The organism is Sphingopyxis sp. C-1 (assembly GCF_001047015.1).
In the GTDB taxonomy this organism is placed as follows: domain Bacteria; phylum Pseudomonadota; class Alphaproteobacteria; order Sphingomonadales; family Sphingomonadaceae; genus Sphingopyxis.
In genome coordinates, this window is sequence record NZ_BBRO01000001.1 from 116,619 (window position 1) to 135,000 (window position 18,382).

The window sequence follows — 18,382 nt, forward strand, 5'->3', positions numbered from 1 at the left end:
TGCATGACAAAACCTATATTGCCTGGAGAGGTAGCCGCCGCCGTCGTCGACCCCGTCGCATACGGCCAATGGGATCCACTGCACGAGCAGCTCGCATGGGCGCGTGCGAATGCGCCGCTTGCGGTCGCCGAGAATAGCGATCACGATCCTTTCTGGCTCGTGACGCGGCACGCCGACATCATGGCGATCAGCCGCGATCCTCAGCGTTTTGCGAACGGCATACGCCCGACCGTGCTGACCAACCGCGACGGCGAGGCGTTGGCGCGCGCCGCGACCCCGAACAATGACGGGCATCTGATTCGCTCGCTGGTACAGATGGATGCGCCCGATCATATGAAATACCGGCTGCTGACGCAGAGCTGGTTCATGCCCAAGAATCTGAAGATCGTCGAAGACCGGATCCGTCAACTGGCGCGCGAGACCGTCGATCTTATGCTGGAGGCCGGCGCGGAGACCGACTTCGCGCGCGATGTCGCGGCGCATTATCCGCTGCGCGTCATCATGGACATATTGGGCGTCCCGCGTGAGGACGAACCGCGCATGCTGATGCTGACGCAGCAGCTATTCGGTCCCACCGACCCCGAACTGAACCGGAGCAGGGAGGCGATCACCAGTGCGGAGCAGGCGATCGCGATGCTTCATTATGTCATCGCCGATTTCGAAAATTACTTCGGCGCGCTGACCGCCGACCGCCGCGCAAATCCTCGCGAGGATATCGCTACGGTCATCGCAAACGCCATGGTCGGCGGCGAACAGATCCCCGACCGCGAACTTGCCGGCTATTATATGATCATCGCGACGGCGGGGCATGACACGACAAGTGCTTCGACCGCGGGTGCGATCATGGAACTGGCGAAGAACCCGGCGCTGTTCGAACGTTTTCGCGCCGCCGACAGCGACAAGGCCGGGCTGATCGAAGAGGCGATCCGCTGGACGACTCCGGTCCAGCATTTCATGCGCAGCGCCAAAGAGGACGTCGAGATCGGCGGGCAGACGATTCGCGAGGGCGACTGGCTGATGCTCAACTATGTCTCGGGCAACCGCGACGAGGCCGTGTTCGGCGATCCTTTTGCTTTCGATCCTGATCGTGAAAAGAACCAGCAGATCGCCTTTGGTTTCGGCGCACATGTCTGTCTCGGCCAGCATCTCGCGCGCATGGAAATGCGCATATTGATGGAGGAGTTGCTGCCGCGCCTCAAAAGCCTCGAACTGGCGGGTGAACCCGCGCGCGTCGAATCGGTGTTCGTCGGCGGGTTGAAGCGCCTGCCGATTCGATTCGCGGCGGCCTAGCCCTGCGTCGGCAGACTTCGCCGTAGGGGAGTGGAACAGCAGACTTCTCCGCAGGGGAGTGGAACAATTGCCGTTTCGGCTGCGTTTCAAGACCCTTGTTGGAGGAGTCTGTCATGAAGCTATGGAAAAAGACTGCGATTTCGGTCGCCGCGGTTTCGATGGTGCTATCGCCGGTTGTCGCTTCGGCCGCACCCGCGATCGGCGACGCCCGTGCGACGAGCGTCGTCGAAGGCGAGAATGAACTCGAGGGTGCGAGCTGGATCGCGATCGTGTTGGGTCTCGCGATTATCGCCGGCGGCATTTGGCTGGTAGTCGACGATGACGGCGATAGCCCGGTAAGTCCGTAAGATCCGGCCTGTCCGGTACTATCGCCGGCTAGGTCTTTTCATCCGGAAAGAAGCGCGCAACCACTTCGCTCGCAAGGCGCGCAGGGCGCAGCGTTACAGCATCGACGCAGCACCATGAGGATTTGACCTCGGCCAATACCTCTTCGCCGCGTTTGATGATCGTTTCATAAAAGGCGCGTGCGCCCTGCACTTTTTCCAGGATCACGGTCGCGATGACCTGATCGTCGAGGAAAGCGGGACGGCGGTACGTGATCTCGTGCTTCAGTGCGACCCACAGATGGGCCGCGACCGCGTCGGGCGGCGCGATATGGCGCCAGTGCGACAGCACCGCTTCCTGTACCCAGCTCAGATAGTGAGCGTTGTTTACATGACCCATGAAATCGATCTGGTCGGAACCGACGGCGATCGCATGGTCGTGCGGAAGGGAAGCGGTGGTCATATCGCTGACACTAATGTCAATATTTTGTGACGGAAAGATGAATAATCATCCCCGCCCGCGATAAGGCGCGACCGCTTGATCGGGGAGCCACAAGCCCTCGGGCGGCGCGCTCGATTGCCAGAAGACATCGATCGGGATGCCGCCACGCGGATACCAGTAACCGCCAATGCGCAGCCAGCGAGGCTGCATTTCATCGAACAGGCGGCGGCCGATGCCGACAGTGCAATCCTCGTGAAAGCCCGCATGGTTCCGAAAACTGCCAAGGAACAGCTTCAGGCTCTTCGATTCGACGATCGTTTCGCCGGGCGCATAATCGATGACGAGATGTGCGAAATCGGGTTGTCCGGTCACCGGGCAGAGCGAGGTGAACTCGGGCGCGGCGAAGCGGACGAGATAGAGCTCGCCCGCGCGCGGGTTGGGGACATAGTCGAGAACCGCGGCCTCGGGCGAGGCAGGAAGTTCGCTGGACTGGCCGAGATGTTTCGGCGCGAGTGGGGTAGGGGTGGAATCGGTCATGGAAAGGCTCTAGTGCGCAGCGCGGCCGATGTCATCCGGACCGATTGTCCTTGAGATGTCAGGCCGCCAGGTTCAGCGCCAATTCAGCGGCGCATGCGAGATATGTGTAGTGTGGGATCGCGGACAAGATGACGGTGCGTAACTTCGGGCGAGAACAGGTGGCGACGGTCGCGCTCGCGGCGGCGATGCTGGCGGCAGCGATGCCTGCGCATGCGCAAGACACCGGAACCTCGTCACGCCCGATCGATTTCCGCCTGCCGCCGCCTGCCGATGACGGCCGGACCCCGGGTGTGCAGGGGCCTTCGGACAACGGCTTGCCGCCTGTCGCGCCCGGCGAACGGCGTGGACAGCCGACCCCGACCCCCGCACCGGCGCCAACACCAACGCAGCCGGTGGCGCCGCCACGGGTAACTCCGACGCAGCCAGCCACCGCGACCCCGACGCCTGCTCCCGCACCGACGCGGCGCGATACACCTGCGATCGTGGCACCGCGCGCGGCGACGCCCGACACCGCCGGCACGACGCAGGCGACTCCGATCGACAATCCGGCTTTGCCCCCTATCGATACGGCGGCGCCCCCCGTACCCGTTGCGACGGGTGCGACGCCTGCCTCCGCCGATGCAGCGCCGGTCGTGGCCGCTCCGGCCAGCCCGTCGTCGGGTACGCCGATCTGGGCCTGGGTGCTGGCCGCGCTCGCGGCGGGCGCCGCCGGATTCTGGTATTGGCGCCGCCGTGCGGCGCCGGCAGGAGTTCCGCTCGACGCGATCGAAGAAGCTCCGCGTCCGATCGTCCCGCGCCCGGCGCCTCGGGCAGCGGAAACGCCTTCGAAGCCGCCGGTCCCCGCAACGTCGCGTCCCGTCGTTCAGCCGCCTGTGCCAACGCCCGCTGCCTCGGCTGCGGCCGCCCCCGCGCACCCGCTCGTTACCCGCGCTGCCGACGAACTGCGCGCGGTGGTCGCGATGGCGCTCGACGTGCGCAGCATCCGTTTCGCGGCCGATCATGTCGCGGTCGGATTCGCCCTCCACCTGATCAATCAGGGGACCGCGCCTGCGACGGGACTGATGGTCCGCATCGCGCTCAATCAGGGGTCGGCCATGACCGAGCCGGTGCTTGCCCGCTTCTTCGACGGTGCGGGCGGCAGCGTGCTGCGCGACGACATGGCGCTTGCCGTCGGGGCGGGCGAAGAATTATCGACAGAGGTCATGTTGCCCCGCGCTACGATCGAACCCCTGATGATCGGCGGCAAGCCGATGCTCGTCCCCGTCATCGCGTTCGACGTCACTTATCATTGGGATGGCGAGGGAGAGGCTTTCGGTCAGAATGCGGGAAGTTTTGTGCTCGGCCGCGAACAAGGCACAAGCGGCAGCGAAAAGCTGGCACCGCTGCCGCTCGACCGGCCCACCTATGCTGTCGATCGTCCTGGCGCGCGTGCGACGGCGATCAAGCGCGCGCAATAGCTTGACCCAAAAAGACACTGCTTTTTTGTTGCGGTGCACCATCGGCTGAGGCAGGATCGACCACGCTTGAAAAAGCGCAAGTGGGGGCATAGGCTGACTATCCCCCGGAAAGACAAGAAGCCACAGCAGGATGGCCGGGCGAGGGACAGGCAAACATGTTCCCGACCGGTCGCAACAGGAGCATGACATGGACGCCTTGGTCTCAACCGACTGGCTGGAACGCGAATTGGGGGCATCGGACCTGCGAGTCGTCGACGCGACGAAATTTCTCGCCGATGAAGGGCGCGACGCACGCGCCGAATATGAAGCGGGCCACATTCCCGGCGCGGTGTTCATGGATCTTGCCGAACTGACCGACGCGTCGAACACCGTCGACAATATGGCCCCGCCGGCCGAAAAATTCGCGAGCCGTATGCAGTCGCTGGGTCTCGGTGACGGCAGCCGTATCGTGATTTATGATGACAGCCCGCTGAAGAGCGCAGCACGCGCCTGGTGGCTGCTGAAACTGTTCGGCGCCCACGACGTGGCACTGCTCGATGGCGGCCTTGCCAAGTGGAAGGCCGAAGGTCGCGCGCTCGAAATGGGCAAACAGACGCTCCGTCACCGCCACTTCACCGTGTGGCGCGATGCCAAAGCGGTGCGCACCAAGGAACAGATGCTGGCGAATGTCGACAGCGCGGCCGAACAGGTCGTCGATGCGCGCCCCGCCGCGCGCTTCACTGGCGAGGAACGCGATCCGCGCGCAGGTGTCGCTCCGGGTCATATCCCGGGTTCGCGCAGCCTGCCGCATAGCCAGTTGTTCAACGCCGACGGCACCTGGAAACAGGGCGACGAGCTGAAAGCGGCATTCGACGCCGCCGGGGTCGATCTCGACAAACCGCTCGTCACCACCTGCGGTAGCGGCATGACCGCGACCGTCGTTGCTTTCGGCGCGCACCTGCTCGGCAAGGAAGATGTTGCGGTCTATGACGGCAGCTGGGTCGAATGGGGCGCCGATCCGGCGACGCCCAAGGCGACCGGCGCAGCCTGAGTCTCTTCGCCGTCGAAACCTGTTTCCGTGCCGCTGGCTTTTGGCGAGCGGCACGCTAACAAGACGGGCATGAACAACCGCGACGACAAAAGCCTCCGCCCTGCAACGAAACTGGTGCAGGGCGGCCGCCGGCCCGAATGGACCGGTGACCCGCGACTGGGCGGCAGCGTCGTCAATCCGCCGCTGTGGCGCGCCTCGACGATCCTTTACGACAATATCGCCGACCTCAAGGCGCGCGGCCATGCCACGCACGACAAGCTATATTACGGCCGGCGCGGCACCCCGACGGTGTGGGCGCTTGCGGATGCGCTGACCGATCTGGAGCCGGGCGCGGAAGGCACTTTGCTGTATCCCTCAGGGGTCGCGGCGATTTCGGCAGGCCTGCTGGCGCTGCTGTCGCCCGGCGATCATCTGCTGATGGTCGATAGCGCCTATGAGCCGACGCGTCTGTTCTGCAACGGCATGCTCGCGCGATTCGGCGTGACGACGACCTATTATGACCCATCGATCGGCGCCGACATCGCTGGGCTGATCACCCCTGACACGAAACTGATCTTCCTCGAATCGCCGGGCAGCCTGACCTTTGAGATGCAGGATATTCCCGCGATCGTCGCCGTCGCGCGCGAACATGGTGTGACGACGATGCTCGACAATACATGGGCGACCCCGTTGTTATTTCCCGCACTGGAGCATGGTGTCGACGTGGCGGCGATGAGCCTGACCAAATATGTCGGCGGACACAGCGATGCGATGATGGGCTCGCTGACTGCCACCAAGGCACTATGGCCGCGGCTTCGGCACGCGGCCTACCAACTGGGCCTGTCGGTCTCGCCCGACGATTGCGCGCTGATGCTGCGCGGCCTTCGCACACTCGATGTCCGTCTGGCGCGGCACGGCGAAAATGGCCTCGCGATCGCGAACTGGCTGGCCGGGCGGTCCGAAGTCGGACGGGTACTTCATCCGGCGCTGCCGGGCGATTCCGGCCACGCCATCTGGGCGCGCGATTTCACGGGTGCCAGCGGCTTGTTCGGCTTTACGTTGAAGGGCAGCGACGATGCCGGCCGAACCCGCTTCATCGACGCGCTCTCAGCCTTCGGCATCGGATTTAGCTGGGGCGGCTATGAAAGCCTCGTGGTCCCGAGCAATCCGGCGGAGATTCGCACCGCTGTGGAATGGACGGACCGCGATCCGCTGGTCCGCCTGTCGGTCGGGCTCGAGGACCCGGCCGACCTGATCGCCGACCTCGAACGCGGCTTTGCCGCGATGGCGGGATGATCGGCATGGACGCGCTGCCCGAAGGCGTCGTCCGCACGATCGAGGCGCTGAAGGCGATCGGCATCGACGTCGGCTCGTACCGACTGTCACTCTATGGACTATTCTCGACGATCGTCGTCGCGGTACTGCTTTATCTGGCGGTGCGAATCATCCTGCGGTCGATCAAATGGCTGCTCCGCCGCAACACCCAGATCGACGCGACGCAGCGGCTGCTCGCCGAAAAGCTGATCGCGATCGCGCTGTTCGTCTTTGCCATGCTGTTCGGCATTGATTTGTTGGGCATCGATCTGACCGCGCTTGCCGTCTTCTCGGGCGCTGCGGGCCTCGCGATCGGTTTCGGGCTGCAAAAGACGGTCGGCAATCTGATCGCCGGGATCATCCTGCTGATGGACCGTTCGATCAAGCCGGGCGACATCATTGTCGTCGGCGATGGCAGCAGCATGGGGGGAACGGCGGCGGCGAATGGGGTGCCCAATGTCGGACGCGTCGCCAAGATCGGCGTTCGCGCGGTCAATGTCGTGACCCGCGACGGCAAGAAGCATTTGATTCCGAACGAACTGCTGATGACGCAGCCCGTCGAAAACTGGAGCTATGCTAGTCCCGAAGTGCGTGTGCGGATGCGCATACCCGTGGGCTATGCCTGCGATTTGCGGCTCGCGCAGCGGCTGATTATCGAAACCGCCAAAGAGAATCCGCGTATATTGAACGAGCCCGAACCGGCGGTTTGGATTACCGCGTTCGGCGAACGCGCGGTCGAGCACGAGCTTCGTTACTGGATTTCCGATCCCGAGGCGGGGCTAGGCAACATCCAGGGCGAGGTGTTCCTCGGCATATGGGATCGCTTCAAGGAAGCCGGGATCGCCATTCCCTATCCGCGGCAGGATGTGCGGATTGTCGGGGCGCCGGACGGTGATCCGGCGCCCTCAAACAAGAATTAGAAACCGGTCTTCTTTGCGCGCTCGATGCATTCGACGATGATGCGCTTCGCTTCGTTCACATCGCCCCAGCCGTTGAGCTTCGCCCATTTGCCGGGTTCGAGATCCTTATAGTGGGTGAAGAAATGCTCGATCTGCTGGAGCACGATCGGCGGCATGTCGGTGTAGCTCGCGACATCGGCGTAATAGGGAAAGGTCTTGTTGACGGGGACGCACAGCAGCTTTTCGTCGCCGCCGGCATCGTCTTCCATCAGCAGCACGCCGATCGGGCGGCATTTCACGACCGCGCCTGCGACGATCGGTGAACGCGCGACAACCAGCGCATCGAGCGGATCGCCGTCTTCGCCCAGCGTGTGGGGCACGAAGCCGTAATTGGCGGGGTAACGCATCGGCGTGTGCAGGAAGCGGTCGACGAACAATGCGCCGCTCGCCTTGTCGAATTCATATTTCACCGGCTCGCCGCCGATCGGAACTTCGATCAGGACGTTGAGGCTGTCGGGCGGGCTGTCGCCGGCGGGAATCAGGTCGATGCGCATGGGAGAAGTCAGTCCTTTGTTCTGTTCTCCGCCGAATCTTTTACAGTCGGCGGCGCGGCGCCAATAGCGGATCGAACCAGTCGGGGCCACTCCCGACTTTTTCGAGATGCGGCCAGCGCAGCCCATCATGATAGTCGATATCGACATTGCGATAGCGTCCGCTGCGCTCGACAAGCAGCCGCACCGGCGTCTTGCCGTCGGCAGCCGCGCGAATCGCCGTTTCGATCCGCTCGCGACTATAGCTCAGGCCGTCGACGGCGATGATCTTGGCGCCATTGACGATGTCGGCCTTGAACGCCGGGCCGTCCCACAAAATGCCGGTCGCGACGCCGTCCTTGTCGATCGTCATGCCCAGCGAATGGGTGAGGTCGGCATTCTTTGCCTGCGCCATGCGGTCACGATCATAGGCGTTGGGCGCGTCGCGCCAAACGAGGCGGTATCCCGCGCGCTCGATCCCTCCAACCGGCGCGGGCTGGCCGCTTTCCTGCATGCGTTGGCGCAGGAAGCTCGCCCAATCATAGGGATGGACGGCGTTCAGCGCCGCGACGACATCGTCGAAATCATAGGTGTCCTGCCCCCAATCGCCCTCGCGCCCGCCGAAAAAGGCGCGTGCGAAATCGTCCAGGCTTTTGGCGTTGTTCGTCGCCTGGCGGATCAGCATGTCGGCGTCGAGCCACATCAGCGACCCTTCGTTGTAATAATCCTCGCTCCGCGACCAACTGGCAAAGGGCTTGGGTTTGCGCGCCGCGATGATCGGGTCGAGCGTCGTGTCTTCGACCGAGCGCCACTGGCGCCCCGGCTGGGCGCTGTAATTGCCAGCATTCGTCGCCCATTCGGCGAGGATCATCTCCTTGGACTGCATCCCCGAACGGCCGGCGAGAACGAGATCCCAAAAGCTCGTCTGGCCTTCGTAAACCCACAACAGATTGTCCTGCATCGGGGTACGGAAGTCGGGGGTCCACATCTTGTCGGGGCGGCGATATTTGCCGTTCCAGCTATGAGTGAGTTCGTGGGGGAGGAGCCCGCGCTCGCTGTCATTGTCGTTCCATTTGGTGAAATAGTCGACGTTGCGGCTGTTCTCGCTGCTGCGATGATGTTCAAGCCCGATGCCGCCGAGTTCGTCGGTGAGCGCGAGCAGGAATTCATAGCGATCGAAATGGCGGACGCCGAACAGCGCGACGGCTTCCGACACCAATGCCGCGTGGCGCGCGATATGGTCGGGGCTCGCATCAAGATATTTGGCCTCATCAGCGACGACGTTCAGCGTCACCTTGTTACCGAGGTCCCATTTGCGGAAATATTTTCCGGCAAACATCGGGCTGTCGACGAGTACCTCGTAATTGGTCGGAGCGAAGCTGTAGCGATTGCCCGAAACCTTGACCCCGTCGAGCGCCGCCGCACCGGTCCAGCCGTCAGGCAGGGTGACTTCGAGCTGCACGGGAATCCCGCGGGTGAAATAGCCCGCGGGGTACAGGCTGACCTGTTCCCATTGCAGGTTCATCATCGCGGGGGTGACGACCACCCGGCCTTCGCTCGTTCGCGTCGGGGACAGGAAGTCAAAGGCGACGTCGACGCTCTTTACGCCCGCGGGCACGTCGATGTCGAAGGCGTAGACGTCGGTCGGCTGGCGCGTCCAGGCCAGCGGCTTGCCCCCGGCACTCGGCTTGAAGCCTGCCATCTCGGCGATCGCGCCGCGCGGGGCGTGCTTGCCGGGCAACCATTCGGGATAGAGCAGGGTCAGCTTGCCCGCCTTCGCCACCGGGATCGTCTGGCGCACATGAAAGATGCCGCGCGCATAATCGCTCGCGTCGACCTTAAGCTGCATCGTGCCCGGATAGGGTTTGTCGGCGGGCAGCGGGATCGTCAGCGGCTGGACGACCGGCTGGGGCCGGCTGTTGCCGTCCTGGGCGATGGCGGGGGAAACGGCGGCGGGTGCGGCGACGACCGCCGCTGCGACGAACAGTGCTTTTTTCATGGGCAGCACCTCTGCCGCGAAACGCGGGCGAGGTCCAGCGACGGCTCTGCAAGCGCACTTTGCCTTTCGACGAAAAACCATTAGATGCGCCGCCCATGAGCAAGGACAAAAGCGCGAAAAATCCGACCCCGCAAGCTGTGCGGGGCACCCAGGACATGCTTGGCGATTTCGCCGACCGGTTCGCGCATGTCGTCGATACCTTCGAACGGGTGCGCCGCCTCTATGGCTTCAAGCGGGTCGAGGTGCCGGTGATCGAGCCGACTGCCGTGTTCGCGCGCTCGCTCGGTGAAACCACCGATGTCGTATCGAAGGAAATGTATTCGTTCGAGGATCGTGGCGGCGAGTCGATCACGCTGCGTCCCGAATTTACCGCAGGCATTGCGCGGGCATATGTGACGAACGGCTGGCAGCAATTCGCACCGCTGAAAGTGGCAACACACGGCCCGCTGTTCCGTTATGAGCGCCCGCAAAAGGGTCGCTATCGTCAGTTTCACCAGCTCGATGCCGAGATGATCGGCAGCGACAGCCCGCTCGCCGATGCCGAGTTGCTGGTGTTCGCCGACCAGCTCCTGAAGGAACTGGGCATATCCGAAGGCGTGACGCTGACACTCAATACGCTGGGCGATGTCGCAAGCCGCGATGCCTGGCGCGCGGCGCTGGTCGATCATTTCGAAGCGCATCGCGGTGATCTGTCGGAAGACAGCCTCGCGCGGCTCGACAAAAATCCGCTGCGCATTCTCGACAGCAAGGATCCAAAGGACCGCCCGCTCGCCGACAGCGCGCCCGACATCGACGCCTATCTGACGAGCGAAGCGCAGGATTTCTTCGGCGCCGTCACCGCCGGGCTCGATGCCGCGGGCGTCGCATGGGAACGCAACGCGCGGCTCGTGCGCGGGCTCGATTATTATCGCCACACCGCGTTTGAATTCGTCACCGACCGGCTCGGCGCGCAGGGCACGGTGATCGGGGGCGGGCGCTATGACGGGCTGATCGAAACGCTCGGCGGACCGCCGACCCCCGCGGTCGGCTGGGCCGGCGGGATCGAACGGCTCGCGATGCTGCTCGCCGACGATGTGATCGACAATCGCCTCGACGCGGTGATCGCGGTCGAGGACGATGACAGGCTCGCGCTGGCGATGACGGCGCTGGCGGCGCTGCGCAATGGCGGCTTTGCGACCGAAATCGTCGCCAGCGGTTCGCCGCGCAAACGGTTCGACAAGGCCGCGAAAATTCCCGCGCATGCGCTGATTTCGGTCGGCACGCGCGATGGTGCGGCGCACATCAATGTTCGCGGCGACAGCGACCGCGCAAAGCAGGTTGAGGCGGTCGTCCGCGCAATCTGATGGCTAATGTTTCCGAAAGACAGATCGACGCCATCATCGAACGCCACGCTGCGCTGCAGGCGCGCATGGCGACGGGCGACATGGCGCCTGCCGATTTTGTTGCCGCGTCGAAGGAGTTCGCCGAACTCGAACCCGTTGCCAAGGCGGCGGCCGAGGTTGTGCGCCTGCGCGGTGAGCTCGCCTCGCTGAACGAAATGCTTGCCGATCCCGAGATGAAGGCAATGGCGGCGGAGGAGATCGACGCGATCGAGGCAGCTCTGCCCGCTGCCGAGCATGATCTGGCAATCAAGCTGCTGCCCAAGGATGTGGCCGACGAACGCGCCGCCATGCTCGAAATCCGCGCCGGGACCGGCGGTGACGAGGCGGCGTTGTTCGCGGGCGATTTGCTGCGCATGTACAGCCGTTATGCCGACGGGCAGGGCTGGAAGGTCGAAGTCATCTCGGCAAACGAGGCAGAGGTCGGCGGATATAAGGAAGTCGTCGCGTCGGTGACGGGGCAGGGCGTCTTCGCCAAATTGAAGTTCGAAAGCGGCGTCCATCGCGTGCAGCGCGTTCCCGCGACCGAAAGCCAGGGCCGCATCCACACCAGCGCCGCGACCGTCGCGGTGTTGCCTGAGGCTGAAGAGGTCGACGTCGCGATCAACGACAGCGACCTCAAGATCGACATTTACCGCGCGAGCGGAGCGGGTGGGCAACACGTCAACACGACCGATTCGGCGATCCGCATCACACATATCCCGACCGGCCTCGTCGTGATTCAGCAGGACCAGCGCAGCCAGCACAAGAATCGTGCAAAGGCGATGCAGGTGCTGCGCGCGCGGCTTTATGACCTTGAGCGCGAGAAGATCCACAGCGCCGAAGCGTCGGCACGCAAGTCGATGGTCGGGTCGGGCGACCGCTCCGAACGCATCCGCACCTATAATTTTCCGCAGGGCCGCGTGACCGACCACCGCATCAATCTGACGCTCCACCGCCTGCCCGAAATCATCGAAGGCGCGATGGACGAGTTGATCGACGCGCTGATCGCCGAGGATCAGGCGCAGCGGCTTGCGGGGCTGAGTGACTGACGTCGGCGCCGCGCTGCGCGAGGCGGCAGCGCGGCTGGCGGCGGTATCCGATACGTCGCGGCTCGATGCCGAATTGCTGATGGCGCACGCGCTGGGCGTCGAACGGCCGGCGCTGCTGCTCGATCCTGAGCGTTACGATGTCCCGGCGGATTTCGGCGCGTTGATCGCCCGCCGCATGGCCCATGAGCCCGTTGCCTATATCCTCGGCTACCGCGATTTCTGGACGATCCGGCTGCAAGTCGGCCCGGGCGTGCTGATTCCGCGGCCTGACAGCGAGACGCTTATCGAGGCGGCGGTCCGTCATTTTGGCGGCACGGGCCCCAGCCATATTCTCGATCTCGGGACCGGGCCCGGAACGCTTCTATATGCGGCGATGAGCGAGTGGCCCGCGGCGCGCGGCGTCGGTATCGATGCCAGCGAAGTGGCGCTGGGCTACGCCGGCGAAAATGCTTCCGCGCTTGCGATGAACGATCGTACCGAATTGATACACGGGGACTGGGCCAAAGGGATCAGCGGCGCGTTCGACCTGATCCTCTGCAATCCGCCCTATATTGCCGATTCTGAACAATTGATGCCTGACGTTGTGGCGCATGAGCCTGCGGGCGCGCTGTTCGCCGGCGCCGACGGGCTCGACGATTATCGGCGGGTCATCCCCGATTTGCCCCGGATATTGGCGCCCGGCGGGCTCGCGGTTCTTGAAATCGGGCACACGCAGCATATGTTGGTTCGGAAGCTCGCCGAAGCGGCGGGGTTTTCGGTTGCCTGCAGACAGGATCTGGGCGGCCGCGACAGGGCGCTTTTGCTGACCCGCGCCTGACCCCCGCGCAAGAATTTACTTGGTTTCCGCCGCAAAGCACGATAGGGGCGGCTTACAGACCCGGTACGGGTACCTTGATTGGTCCGACTGGTCTGCTTCCCACTTACGATGCTGGTGCGGGGCCAAGGGCCCGGCGCAAGCGGTAGAAGGGCAAGAACCGCGTGAGAAGCGCGGGCACGACGCGCAACGGCGCGGTCGGCCAAAAGGGGTTGGCGTAGCTTATTAGCTTATCAGGATGTCTCAGTTGAACATGAACAACCGCCAGAGCGGTCGCCGTCGCGGCCGCAACAATAACAGCAACAACAACAACCGCTCGCAGTCGGGCGGTCGTGGTGGGGTCGACCAGGCCAACCGCATCGACAGCCGGGCGCGCGGCAACGGCGCCCAGATGATCGAGAAATACCGCAATCTCGCGCGCGACGCGCAGCTTGCCGGCGACCGGGTCCAGACCGAATATTATCTGCAGTTCGCCGACCATTATTTCCGCGTCGTGAGCGACTTCCGTGCCCGGCAGGAAGAAAAGGCTGCGGCGAACGGCCAAGAACGCAGCAACGACCGCGGTCGCGAAATTCGCGGCGTCGAGGATTTCGACGGCCACGACGATACCGATTTCGAAGCCGACAATGGCCGCGACGACTCCGATAATGGCGATGACCGCGGCGGCGAGCGCAGCGATCGCGGCGAACGCAACGACCGCGGCCAGCGCGACAACAATCGCGAGAACCGCGGCAATCGCGAACCGCGCGGCGACCGCGACGATGACAATCGCGGCAACCGCCAGCAGTCGCGCAGCCGCCCGGCGCGGGTTCGCGACGACGAAGAAGTGCGCGACGAACGCAATGATCGCAACGAAGCGCCCGCGCGCGAAGAGGCGGCCGAGCAGGAGCCGGCTCCGCGTCCGGCGCGTCGCCCGGCCCGCCGTCCGCGTCAGGACGACAACGCCGACAATGGCAATGCGGGGATCGACACCGCAGTGTTGCCGCCCGCGATCGGTCGTCCCGAACGCGCCGCCGAAAGCGAAGCTGAAGTCGAGGTCGAAGCGCCCGCCGCCAAGCCGCGCCGTACGCGCCGCACGCTCGCTGCCCGGAACTCGGACGTCGAAGCCGCCGAATAAGCTGGCGATTTCACGCTGGTTTTTCCGATTCGCATGACATAGCCTCCCCGCGGGATTACTCGCGGGGAGGTTTTTTATGCGCATCTTGGCAATGGCCTGTCTTCCGCTGGCCGTCGGCGGATCGGCGCTTCCGGCTCTCGCGCAGGATGCCGCGACCGGTAACGCGCAGGGCGATGTCGCGGTCACCATATATAATAACGGCCAGTCGCTGGTGCAGGACGACCGTCAGCTGAGTGTCGCCGCCGGCCGCAACCGCATCGAGTTCCCCGACGTATCGGCGCGCATCCGTCCCGAGACGGTCACGCTCTCCGGCCCCGGCATCGGCATCGTCGAACAGAATTTCGATTTCGACCTGCTTACCCCCGACAAGCTGATGGACAAGGCGGTCGGCCAGTCGATCACGCTCGTTCGAACCAACCCAGCGACTGGTGCCGAACGCACCGAGCGCGCGAAGGTGCTGGCGGCGAACGGGGGCATCGTTCTCCAGATCGGCGAGCGGATCGAGGTACTGCGCGATGACGGCCTGCCGGTACGCGCGGTGTTCGACCGGCTGCCGCCGAATCTGCGTGCGCGGCCGACGCTGTCGGTGACGGTCGATGCCGCCAATGCCGGCACCGTACCGGCGCGGCTTTCCTATCTCACCCCGAACCTTGGTTGGACCGCCGACTATGTCGCGCTGTTCGATGCCGCAAAGGGCGCGATGGATATTCAGGGTTGGGTGACGCTGACGAACAGCACCGGCACGACATTCAATAATGCGCGCACCTTGCTTGTCGCGGGCAATCCCGGCGGGGGTGGCGGCTTCCGCCAGATGTCGGGTGCGATGGATTCGGCCGGGACCGAATCGAATGATCGCGAGCGGCTCGGCGACTATTATCTCTATCCGCTCGCCCAGCGCACGACGATCGCCAACGCGCAGCAGAAGCAAGTGAGCTTCCTCGACGTGAAGGGCGCACCAGCGCGATCGACCTATGAATATGTCAATCGCTGGCTCGGCAGCAACAACGAGCCTGTCAGCACCGCGAGTGTGCTGCGTTTCTCGACCTCGCGGCAGGGCGGTCTAGGCGACCAGCTGCCGGCGGGGACGATTCGCGTCTATATGCGTGACGCGCGCGGCGATCCGCAGTTTATCGGCGAGAATCGCATCGACCATACCCCAATGGGATCGGCGATGTCGTTGCGCACCGGCGACGCGTTCGATGTGAAAGTCCAGCCGACCGTCGTGTCGCGCACGCGCAAGGGTGATTCGCGCTGGGTGACCAAAATGAAATATACGGTCAGCAATGCACGGTCGGCGCCGGTGACGGTGCTCCTCGCGCAGGATGGGCTTTATGGTGACGTCCGGATTAGCGACGAAAGCCTGAAGGGCGAGCGTATTTCGGCCGACCGCATGGAATGGCAGGTGCCCGTGCCAGCCAACGGCAAGGTCGACCTGACCGTCACATTCGATTCGCGTTACTGATATCTGCGCGATGCGGGCCTGGCCGCTGCTGCTGTGGGTCGCGGCTCTGCTCGCGCCGACGCCCGTGTTTGCCCAGGCTTCGGCGCCGGTGGTCGTGTCGGCGAAAATCGACGATAGCGCGGTCACCGTCTATCGCGCCCCGGGACGCGGCAGCGGCGCGATTGATCCGAACTGGCCGCAGGGTTTCGCCTTCATCACAGAAACGCGCACCGTCACCTTACCCGCAGGAAACTCGGTGCTGCGCTTCGAAGGCGTGGCAGAAGGATTGCTTCCCGAAACCGCGGTAGTGAGCGGACTGCCCGACGGCGTCATCGAAAAGAATCGCGACGCGCGGTTGCTGTCACCCGCGGGTCTCGTCGATGCCTATCTGAAGCGTAGCGTCACCCTGCGGCGCACCAGCCTTGCGACCGGAAAGGTGGTCGAACAGGAGGCAGTGATTCAGTCGGGCCCGAATGGCGGGGTGATTGTTCAGACCGCGGCAGGGGTGGAGGCGCTTGCCTGCTCGGGTTTGCCCGAACGGATGCTCTATTCGCGCGTGCCGAAAGACCTCTCGGCCAAGCCGACCTTGTCGGTGGTGGTCGAGAGCAAGGCGGCTCGCACCATGAAGGTGCAATTGCTCTATCTCGCCGAGGGGTTCGATTGGGCCGCCAACTATGTCGCTGACCGTGGCACCGACGGAAAGACGCTGGGCCTGACCGGCTGGATCACCGTCGCGAATGGCGGGGTGACGAGCTTTCCGGGTGCCCAGCTCAATGTGATCGCGGGACGGCTGAACAAGATGTACAGCCCACCCCTGCCGCGCAGTACGCCGGGATCGCTCGTCCTCAAATGCTGGCCGATGGATATCACGAGCACGCACCCGCTTTGGGAACTGCCGCCGATCATCGAAGTCGAGCAGAATTTTGACGGGATCGCAGCGGAGGAAGTCGTCGTGACTGCGAGCCGCCGCGACCGCCGCGCGATGGCGATGGCTCCGCCGCCTCCACCACCGCCGCCGCCGCCCGCGCCGCCGCCACCTCCGGCGGAGGATCTGGGCGACCTCAAATTCTATCGCATCCCGTTTCGCGTCGATGTGTCGGCGAAGGGGCAGAAGCAGGTGGCGCTGCTGGCGAAAGACAAGGTTGCGGTCGAGCAGCTCTATGCGGCGACGCTATACAATTATGGTGACGGTCGGCCGCAGCCGCTGATGATGCGATTGCGTGCACAGAACCGCGAATCGGATGGGCTCGGTCTTGCGCTTCCGGCCGGCATGGCGACGGTGTTCGAAACCATCGGTGACCGCCGCCTGCTCGTCGGCGAGGCGGCGATCGGCGACAAGGCGAAGAACGAACGCGTCGACTACGACATCGGGTCCAGCCCCGCCGTCCAATATAAGGTCGCGGTTCAGCCGGACCCGAATGCTGATTACAAGCTTTGGCAGGTCACGCTCACGAACGCTCGGCCGTTCGATGCCGAGGTAGAGATGCTGATCCCTTTCGCACTCGATCCGACCCCCGAAGGATGGGAGCGTCGCGGCAGCAGTTGGGTCTGGCGCGTGCGCGTTCCCGCGAACGACAGCCTGATCCAGACCTTCCGTCAGAAATTGAAGGGCGACTGATTCGCCCGCGCCTGTTTGGCTTCAGGCCGGTGGCAGCGCGCGCGGCCTGTGATTTTCGTCGAGTGCGACGAAGGTGAACAGTCCGCCGGTCACCTTTTCCTCGGTGCGCCCGCCGTCGCGGGTCGCGATTACTTCGATTCTTATCCCCATCGACGTCCGCCCGCGCCGCTCAAGCGTCGCATAGACGGAGATGATGTCGCGCAGCAGGATCGGCGCGATGAATTCCATCGATTCGATCGCGACGGTGGCCACCGCTCCCTGCGCCTCGCGCCCGGCAACGATGCCGCCGGCGATATCCATCTGGCTCAAGACCCAGCCGCCGAAGATATGGCCGTTGGCGTTGATGTCGGCGGGGCGGGGGACGACGCGCAGGATCGGGTCGCGGGGGCAGTCGGGCTTGTTATCGGTCATTGTTCATATCCGGGTCGTTTTCGAAAGGGTCTTCGATCGATTCATCGTGGCCGCTGCCGCTCGACAGGAAGACGAGTCCCATCAGCGCTGCGCCGAGCATCACCGACAGGCCAACGCCGGCCGCGGTCGCGATGATCATATGGATGGTCAGCGCCTCGCCCATCGTAAGGCGAAGCCAGCCGAGCGCGCCGACCACGGCGATGAGCGACACGATCGCCATGCCCTTCATAAGCCGGCGATAGCGGGCCCAGGCGATGTTCGAAGTGTCGCGATTGTCGAGGGGGGAGCGTTTGACCATGGGCGCTTTCATGAACCAAGCCGACCTCGCGGCCAAGCGCCATCGCGGCGGTCCGCGACGTTTCGTCCCGCGCGCGAATCATGTTAGGTTCGTAGCGCAACAGAAACAGACGGGAGCGGCATCTATGACGATCGGAGCGATTCTTCGTGAACGGACCGGCGCGGTGATATCGGCGCAGCCGGGGGATACTGTGCGGTCCGCGGTCGATCTTCTGGCACAGAACCGGATCGGCGCCGTGCCGGTGGTCGAGAATGACAAGATCGTCGGCATCTTCTCCGAACGCGACATCGTTCGCCTGCTATCCTCTTATGGCCCGGACGCACTCGACCGTAATCTCGAAGACGTGATGACCAAATCGCCGGTGACCTGCGATTCGAGTACCGCCGTGATCGCCGCGCTCTCGCAGATGACGCAGAAGCGTATCCGTCACCTGCCCGTGGTCGACGCCGGCCGCATCGCCGGCTTCGTTTCGA

Annotated in this window: 19 protein-coding genes (1 of these 19 running past the window's edge); 13 read left to right on the top strand and 6 right to left on the bottom strand. The window is 64.1% G+C overall.

Going from position 1 to position 18,382, the window contains the following annotated elements:
* The first annotated feature begins 3 nt into the window (after positions 1-3).
* Together SC1_RS00405 and SC1_RS00410 are read left to right on the top strand one after the other, a co-directional pair.
* Complete coding sequence (locus tag SC1_RS00405) at positions 4-1,290, top strand: cytochrome P450 (RefSeq protein WP_062176109.1); 1,287 nt, start codon at positions 4-6, stop codon at positions 1,288-1,290.
* Positions 1,291-1,403: 113 nt separating this feature from the next.
* Complete coding sequence (locus tag SC1_RS00410) at positions 1,404-1,637, top strand: hypothetical protein (RefSeq protein WP_062176112.1); 234 nt, start codon at positions 1,404-1,406, stop codon at positions 1,635-1,637.
* Positions 1,638-1,665: 28 nt separating this feature from the next.
* On the opposite strand, the gene SC1_RS00415 is transcribed toward SC1_RS00410, so the two are convergent.
* Positions 1,666-2,076, bottom strand: coding sequence for a thioesterase family protein (locus SC1_RS00415; RefSeq protein ID WP_062176115.1), 411 nt, complete (start codon positions 2,074-2,076; stop codon positions 1,666-1,668).
* 45 nt (positions 2,077-2,121) lie between these two features.
* The gene (gene queF, locus SC1_RS00420; protein WP_062176118.1) at positions 2,122-2,592 is read right to left on the bottom strand and encodes a preQ(1) synthase; all 471 of its coding nucleotides are present in this window, start codon (positions 2,590-2,592) and stop codon (positions 2,122-2,124) included.
* Between the two features lie 128 nt (positions 2,593-2,720).
* Between queF and SC1_RS00425 the strand changes: the two genes are divergently transcribed.
* The 4 genes from SC1_RS00425 (at position 2,721) to SC1_RS00440 (ending at position 7,292) form a co-directional block, all read left to right on the top strand.
* On the top strand, positions 2,721-4,049 hold the full coding sequence (locus SC1_RS00425) for a hypothetical protein (RefSeq protein ID WP_062176121.1): 1,329 nt from the start codon (positions 2,721-2,723) through the stop codon (positions 4,047-4,049).
* Positions 4,050-4,236: 187 nt separating this feature from the next.
* A complete protein-coding gene (gene sseA / locus SC1_RS00430; RefSeq protein ID WP_062176124.1) occupies positions 4,237-5,079 on the top strand; it encodes a 3-mercaptopyruvate sulfurtransferase in 843 nt (280 codons plus the stop codon).
* 69 nt (positions 5,080-5,148) lie between these two features.
* Positions 5,149-6,354 carry a cystathionine beta-lyase gene (gene metC / locus SC1_RS00435; RefSeq protein ID WP_062176127.1) on the top strand — a complete coding sequence of 402 codons (1,206 nt, stop codon included), beginning with the start codon at positions 5,149-5,151 and terminating at the stop codon, positions 6,352-6,354.
* Between the two features lie 5 nt (positions 6,355-6,359).
* Positions 6,360-7,292 carry a mechanosensitive ion channel family protein gene (locus SC1_RS00440; RefSeq protein WP_238586515.1) on the top strand — a complete coding sequence of 311 codons (933 nt, stop codon included), beginning with the start codon at positions 6,360-6,362 and terminating at the stop codon, positions 7,290-7,292.
* On the opposite strand, the gene ppa is transcribed toward SC1_RS00440, so the two are convergent.
* Positions 7,289-7,825 (bottom strand): inorganic diphosphatase, encoded by a 537-nt coding sequence (gene ppa, locus SC1_RS00445; RefSeq protein ID WP_062176131.1) that lies wholly within the window; start codon positions 7,823-7,825, stop codon positions 7,289-7,291. The two genes, SC1_RS00440 and ppa, sit on opposite strands and share 4 nt — an antisense overlap.
* A 40-nt stretch (positions 7,826-7,865) precedes the next feature.
* Positions 7,866-9,800: a M61 family metallopeptidase gene (locus tag SC1_RS00450; RefSeq protein ID WP_062176133.1), complete on the bottom strand. Its 1,935-nt coding sequence runs from the start codon at positions 9,798-9,800 to the stop codon at positions 7,866-7,868.
* 95 nt (positions 9,801-9,895) lie between these two features.
* Here SC1_RS00450 and hisS point away from each other — a divergent pair, with 95 nt between their 5' ends.
* The 6 genes from hisS to SC1_RS00480 all read left to right on the top strand — a co-directional run bounded on the left by hisS (position 9,896) and on the right by SC1_RS00480 (position 17,200).
* Positions 9,896-11,143, top strand: coding sequence for a histidine--tRNA ligase (hisS, locus tag SC1_RS00455; protein WP_062176136.1), 1,248 nt, complete (start codon positions 9,896-9,898; stop codon positions 11,141-11,143).
* Positions 11,143-12,210 carry a peptide chain release factor 1 gene (gene prfA, locus SC1_RS00460; RefSeq protein WP_062176139.1) on the top strand — a complete coding sequence of 356 codons (1,068 nt, stop codon included), beginning with the start codon at positions 11,143-11,145 and terminating at the stop codon, positions 12,208-12,210. Before hisS ends, prfA begins: the two co-directional genes overlap by 1 nt.
* On the top strand, positions 12,203-13,027 hold the full coding sequence (gene prmC, locus SC1_RS00465; protein WP_062176142.1) for a peptide chain release factor N(5)-glutamine methyltransferase: 825 nt from the start codon (positions 12,203-12,205) through the stop codon (positions 13,025-13,027). Before prfA ends, prmC begins: the two co-directional genes overlap by 8 nt.
* A 235-nt stretch (positions 13,028-13,262) precedes the next feature.
* Positions 13,263-14,141 carry a DUF4167 domain-containing protein gene (locus SC1_RS00470; protein ID WP_062176145.1) on the top strand — a complete coding sequence of 293 codons (879 nt, stop codon included), beginning with the start codon at positions 13,263-13,265 and terminating at the stop codon, positions 14,139-14,141.
* Positions 14,142-14,217: 76 nt separating this feature from the next.
* Positions 14,218-15,603 (top strand): DUF4139 domain-containing protein, encoded by a 1,386-nt coding sequence (locus SC1_RS00475; protein WP_193749072.1) that lies wholly within the window; start codon positions 14,218-14,220, stop codon positions 15,601-15,603.
* Positions 15,604-15,613: 10 nt separating this feature from the next.
* Positions 15,614-17,200 (top strand): DUF4139 domain-containing protein, encoded by a 1,587-nt coding sequence (locus tag SC1_RS00480; RefSeq protein WP_062176148.1) that lies wholly within the window; start codon positions 15,614-15,616, stop codon positions 17,198-17,200.
* A gap of 21 nt (positions 17,201-17,221) precedes the next feature.
* Here SC1_RS00480 and SC1_RS00485 read toward each other — a convergent pair whose 3' ends face one another.
* Positions 17,222-17,611 carry an acyl-CoA thioesterase gene (locus SC1_RS00485; protein ID WP_062176151.1) on the bottom strand — a complete coding sequence of 130 codons (390 nt, stop codon included), beginning with the start codon at positions 17,609-17,611 and terminating at the stop codon, positions 17,222-17,224.
* Complete coding sequence (locus tag SC1_RS00490; RefSeq protein WP_062176154.1) at positions 17,601-17,909, bottom strand: hypothetical protein; 309 nt, start codon at positions 17,907-17,909, stop codon at positions 17,601-17,603. The genes SC1_RS00485 and SC1_RS00490 overlap by 11 nt, the downstream gene beginning before the upstream one ends.
* Before the next feature lie 124 nt (positions 17,910-18,033).
* On the opposite strand from SC1_RS00490, the gene SC1_RS00495 reads away from it, so the two are divergent.
* Positions 18,034-18,382 carry the 5' portion of a CBS domain-containing protein gene (locus SC1_RS00495; protein ID WP_062183243.1) on the top strand. 77 nt of this gene lie beyond the right edge of the window, so 349 of the gene's 426 nt are visible here — the first part of the coding sequence; it begins with the start codon at positions 18,034-18,036; its stop codon lies off the right edge, out of view.